We start from the raw sequence: 4,611 nt of genomic DNA, 5'->3' as shown, positions 1-4,611 counted from the left end.
TTCTAAGCTGGATAAATTAGAAGAACCGCCTGATATGCCGATGCCTATATGGGGATGGGGTGTGCCGGGCGGACCATATCAATCTTAGCTCCTCGCATGTGTTTAAATTTAACTTTGGAAGGTCCCGAAAAAATAATAAAGTAATTGAGGCAGGGATAAATTAAAAATTATGCTTTTAATACCAAGTCAAGTCGCATTCTCAATTTTTAATACGCGCAAAAAAGAAGCGGAAAACTGGCCGATTCGACAATTAGATCATCCCTGTCGGGTAAAAAATAAACCACAAAAACCAGTTGCCCGATCCTAGTTTATCATTCCAAGTTGGTGAAATGAAGAAAACGGTTAAAGCAAATACTCCTAGCTAGGCAAATCCAGAAACAGATAGGCTGATGAAGTGATGGATCCGATCATTCACCGGAACCGAATTTTCTCAATTCTGCGTTATTATAATTTTGATTACATGAGGGGTGTCACGTCCTACAAGTAATGCCTCGATGGGATCAAAGTCCAATAATTTAGCTATTTCAAATAGGCGCTCGAACGAAATTTTAGAATAGCCCTGCTCCATTTTACTGTAGCAATTTTGCGATATATTAAGCTTGGTAGCTAAATAAAGCTGGCCAAATCCTTTAAGGCCCCGGTGTTCTTTAATATAATCGGCAAGCGCTTGGGTGTTAAACATACAAATAGTTTGTCAATATACGCAGATGGAGCGATTTAGTTTTTAACACCTTCGGATCTGTTAACGTAGTGTGAGATACATCTGGACGTGGGGCAATGTCCCTTTCATAGGCATTGGCGATTGGCTTAATCTTTCAATATCGACTGTCAATCCCCCTTGTTATGAAAAACAATTTTGGGCACGAACGGCCAAATGTTGAAATAATGGGGTTCGTTAATATTAAAAAGCATCAAATTGTTAATAAAACGCGGCTTATTCATCCAGGTTGTATGTATCTATAAGCATCATAATATCTAATATGATTAACTTGCGCCGACTAATTAATTAATCCCCTAATGTTGCAAAAGTCGTTTTGCCGTAAATGCGGCAATCAATTTCATGACCGTGTGAGGCGCGGTTTTTGGGCTAAATATGTGCTATTCTTTCTTCCGCTCAGAAAATATTGGTGCAGTAGATGCAATAAATCGCGGCTTATATGGTATAATCCTAATTAGCCAAGAGCAGTTATATCGGAAAATCTAGTCACCTGACCAGGAGATTTTACATTCCTTAAGTATTTGGTTAAGATTATATTCAGTTATTTTGAGTCCTATCTGACTTTCTAGCGTAGGGCTGTCAGCACAATATGCTTTCAAAAGTTTTTTAGCCATGTCCGTCAAATATAAGTGACGCATAGTCAATTCGTTAAGCTGCTGAACATCATTTAAACTATTTGTCTGATAATTTGCGCATTTCCTGGAGAGTCGATTTAACTCTTTGGCAATTATAAATAATTCGCTAAGTATTTGCTGTTTTTCCAATATACCTCCAGTTATATTATTAACACCCAATTAAAGATTTGGTTTATAAAGCAGCTTGCTCAAAGTGTGAAGATGATAAAACAATAAAGCAAAATTATACAAACTGAGGATTGTTTCTTGGTGCACATATAAATATAAGTTTTCCTTGCGTATCCAGCAGCTATATGGCAAAATGGAGAATATTTGAACTGAGAATTCATCGTTACTATTTCCGTAAATTGATAAAGTCTCTTCAAAAATTCAGGATACAGTATACCGGTCAAGTATCTGATCAAGTTGATCAATGAGTTTATCGATATCCGTTTTCGCCAGTTTAAGCCTATAGTTTAATTCCGTTCCAATTTCAGGCAGCTGACAGACTATTACTGAAACTTCAAACAGATGATCCCGACACTCCTGCAAACGCAATTGTAAATGCCCCATTGTACCCTCGAATATTGCGATATTCTCCAATCCGTAAATTAACAAAGCTAATTGTTGCCTAAACATTTGAAAGTCGATAGGCATGAATTCAGCAGAAAAACATCCGTGTAATGCATTGCTGCTCACCGTGACGAATCCGTTTAACATTTGGTTCGGTCGACCTAGAAGAATCGGATTGTAGTGATGGCCCGTGATCTCAACTCTAACCCTTTGGCCTCCATTGATTAGCTCGAAATAGGTTGAGGAATTATTCATGGTATCTTCTTTGCGTAGCTTATGCTGCCCGCTAATAACTTTCTATATTATGCAGCAGTAATTCTTTACCTTGCTTCCATTTCTATGATCTCAGCAAGTCTTTCAGGTTGTGAAAACATTGGTGTATGGCTGCTGTTGATCAAGTAGGTTTCATTGATACGACCTTCGTGAACCATCTTTCGCTGGAAGGGATATAAAATCGCGCTGTCTGCTGTCGTAAAAATGTAGCTCTTCTTCACTTTTCCAAACTTCGCATCGGTCAATGCTACAGGTGAAATCAGCGGACGTATTGGCTCTTCATATTTTTGCTGTCGAACAACCGCGGATATCCAGGGATGCGGTGAATCTGCTGCAAACAAGGGCCAGACTTTCGAGGTGTCCATCTTCAAAATCCCGTGGAGTGTGTCCACGGAGAAATAATTTGCTGAGCCATTTTTGGGAGACTGCCCCACTTTCGTAAACATACTTTCTCCGTTCTTAGGGATATAAGCAGCGAGATAAACGAGCTTCCCGATCTGTCCGGGGATATCCTCTGCCACCTGGCTGATAACCATTCCGCCCATGCTGTGTCCTACTAAGACAATACTTTTACGTTTGCCAATGGCTTTTTCTACAGAGCTGGCGTAAGTAGCCATAGTCAGGGTAGAAAGATCGGCATGATCATCGCCATGTCCTGGGAAGGTTATGGCAATCACCTCGTACCCTTTCGCTTTCAGGAGAGGAATGACTTTATCCCAAATTACAGCTGTAGAATAAATACCGGGGACCAACACGATAGTTTTTCTGGTATGCTGTGCGAAGCCAGTAAATACACTCCACACGAAACATAACGTAAAGAGTAATTTTTTCATGAGGTTCTTTTCCGCAATTTAGCGTTTTAATGAAAGAATCAATCAAAGAAAAATAAAGATTACGAGCTTAAAGCATATTAACTGAATACTTTCTGATGCCTCCAAGTAATTATTAAGCGATTTGCCCTTTGAGGACTGGCGCCTGGATGATGTTGAGGGGCCGTAAACGAATCGGACAAAAGGGATTTGATGTCTTCAACATCATGGCCGTTGCATCCAATGTTATTTCGAATCCGATTTGAATGATGTTGAATTTTGCACTTTCGGTTTGTATGATCAAAAAACATTAAGGAATATTGGCCGTCCCGTATCACTAAAAAACAAAACAATTTAGGGCGGTCAAGAAAGGTGCCCTGCGCAATCTGACATTCAGCTAGCCTTCATGCGCAATGGTCTGTCTTAGACGCTGCAGACAGGTTACAGATTACTCCAATGACCCGGATAAATGGTGACCTATGCGATCAAACGCGATACTTTATTTAATACCCGATGAGTTTAACCGAAAAAGAAAAACGGACCTCGAGAACCTCAGGTTGTCTCGGATTCGCACTTCGACATCTTTCAGTAAATGATTTGGCTATAGAGAATATCGGTTGGCCATTAAATCGTTGCCCGAAATATTCCAAATTGCTATTAATTTACGGCAACTATTCAAAATGAATTTTGTTCTGCCACGTATGGAACAGGAAGCAATAAAAACTAAATACAGCGACAGTGAACTTAACGAGTTCAGGTTATTAATACATGTTCGGCGATTCGTGAACTTCTTCCCGCTATCCCCTTCATACGGTGCATCGATTCATACAGCATTAAATGCAGGCTTAGAACGTTCCGGGCAGACACAACTACACTAATTTATTTAGCAATTCAAATCATAGTCTTATCGAAGTTGATTTTTTTATTTTTTTTAAATTTTGAGCTACTTTAACCTATGTCTGAACGCCTTCATGCGAATTAGCTCGTTATCGGTTATCTGGTTATATAATTAAGCTACAAGAAGGCCTCAAGTAACTAATAATTAATATTTTGGCTAAAAATCAAAAATTCGTCTAAACAATGAACATCAGGAGTTTACATTATATGCTCAAATCGCATGGAAGAAAATAAAATTGTGCCCACACTCTATGAATGGGCTGGCGGCATGCCGATGTTTCTGGAACTTTTTGACAAGTTTTATGACAAGGTACTGGCGGACGATATTTTGGAAGCCTTGTTTAAGCACATGTCAAAGGAGCACCGTTTGCATGTAGCTCATTTTGTGGCAGAGGTATTGGGTGGCCCAAAGATATACAGTGAAAGCGAAGGAAGCCATTTTGTGATTATCCGTCATCATTTAGCGAAACATCTGACCCAACAGCAACGGCTAGGATGGATGCAGCTTTTGCTCCAGACAGCTGATGAACTTGAATTGCCGGACGATCCCGAATTCCGATCAGCCTTTTTGGCTTACCTGGAATGGGGAACCCGTATTGCTGTGATCAATTCTAAGCTGGATAAATTAGAAGAACCGCCTGATATGCCGATGCCTATATGGGGATGGGGTGTGCCGGGCGGACCATATCAATCTTAGCTCCTCGCATGTGTTTAAATTTAACTTTGG

The 4,611-nt window shown here is 39.9% G+C and carries 5 protein-coding genes; 1 reads left to right on the top strand and 4 read right to left on the bottom strand.

Annotation, left to right across the window (positions count from 1 at the left end):
• Positions 1 to 430: 430 nt before the first annotated feature.
• The 4 genes from GSY63_RS00120 to GSY63_RS00105 form a co-directional block, all read right to left on the bottom strand.
• Complete coding sequence (locus GSY63_RS00120; protein WP_166583821.1) at positions 431 to 682, bottom strand: helix-turn-helix domain-containing protein; 252 nt, start codon at positions 680 to 682, stop codon at positions 431 to 433.
• A 518-nt stretch (positions 683 to 1,200) separates the two neighbouring features.
• On the bottom strand, positions 1,201 to 1,482 hold the full coding sequence (locus GSY63_RS00115) for a hypothetical protein (protein ID WP_166583820.1): 282 nt from the start codon (positions 1,480 to 1,482) through the stop codon (positions 1,201 to 1,203).
• 240 nt (positions 1,483 to 1,722) lie between these two features.
• Entirely contained in the window at positions 1,723 to 2,160 is a 438-nt protein-coding gene (locus GSY63_RS00110; RefSeq protein WP_166583819.1) for a WapI family immunity protein, read from the bottom strand.
• Positions 2,161 to 2,225: 65 nt separating this feature from the next.
• Complete coding sequence (locus GSY63_RS00105) at positions 2,226 to 3,011, bottom strand: alpha/beta fold hydrolase (protein WP_166583818.1); 786 nt, start codon at positions 3,009 to 3,011, stop codon at positions 2,226 to 2,228.
• A 1,093-nt stretch (positions 3,012 to 4,104) separates the two neighbouring features.
• Here GSY63_RS00105 and GSY63_RS00100 point away from each other — a divergent pair.
• On the top strand, positions 4,105 to 4,581 hold the full coding sequence (locus GSY63_RS00100; protein ID WP_166583817.1) for a group II truncated hemoglobin: 477 nt from the start codon (positions 4,105 to 4,107) through the stop codon (positions 4,579 to 4,581).
• The last annotated feature ends 30 nt before the right edge of the window (positions 4,582 to 4,611 follow it).

Source organism: Mucilaginibacter agri (assembly GCF_009928685.1).
Lineage (GTDB): Bacteria > Bacteroidota > Bacteroidia > Sphingobacteriales > Sphingobacteriaceae > Mucilaginibacter > Mucilaginibacter agri.
The sequence above is the reverse complement of the archived record's forward strand: the minus strand, read 5'-3'. Positions and strand labels throughout refer to the sequence as shown.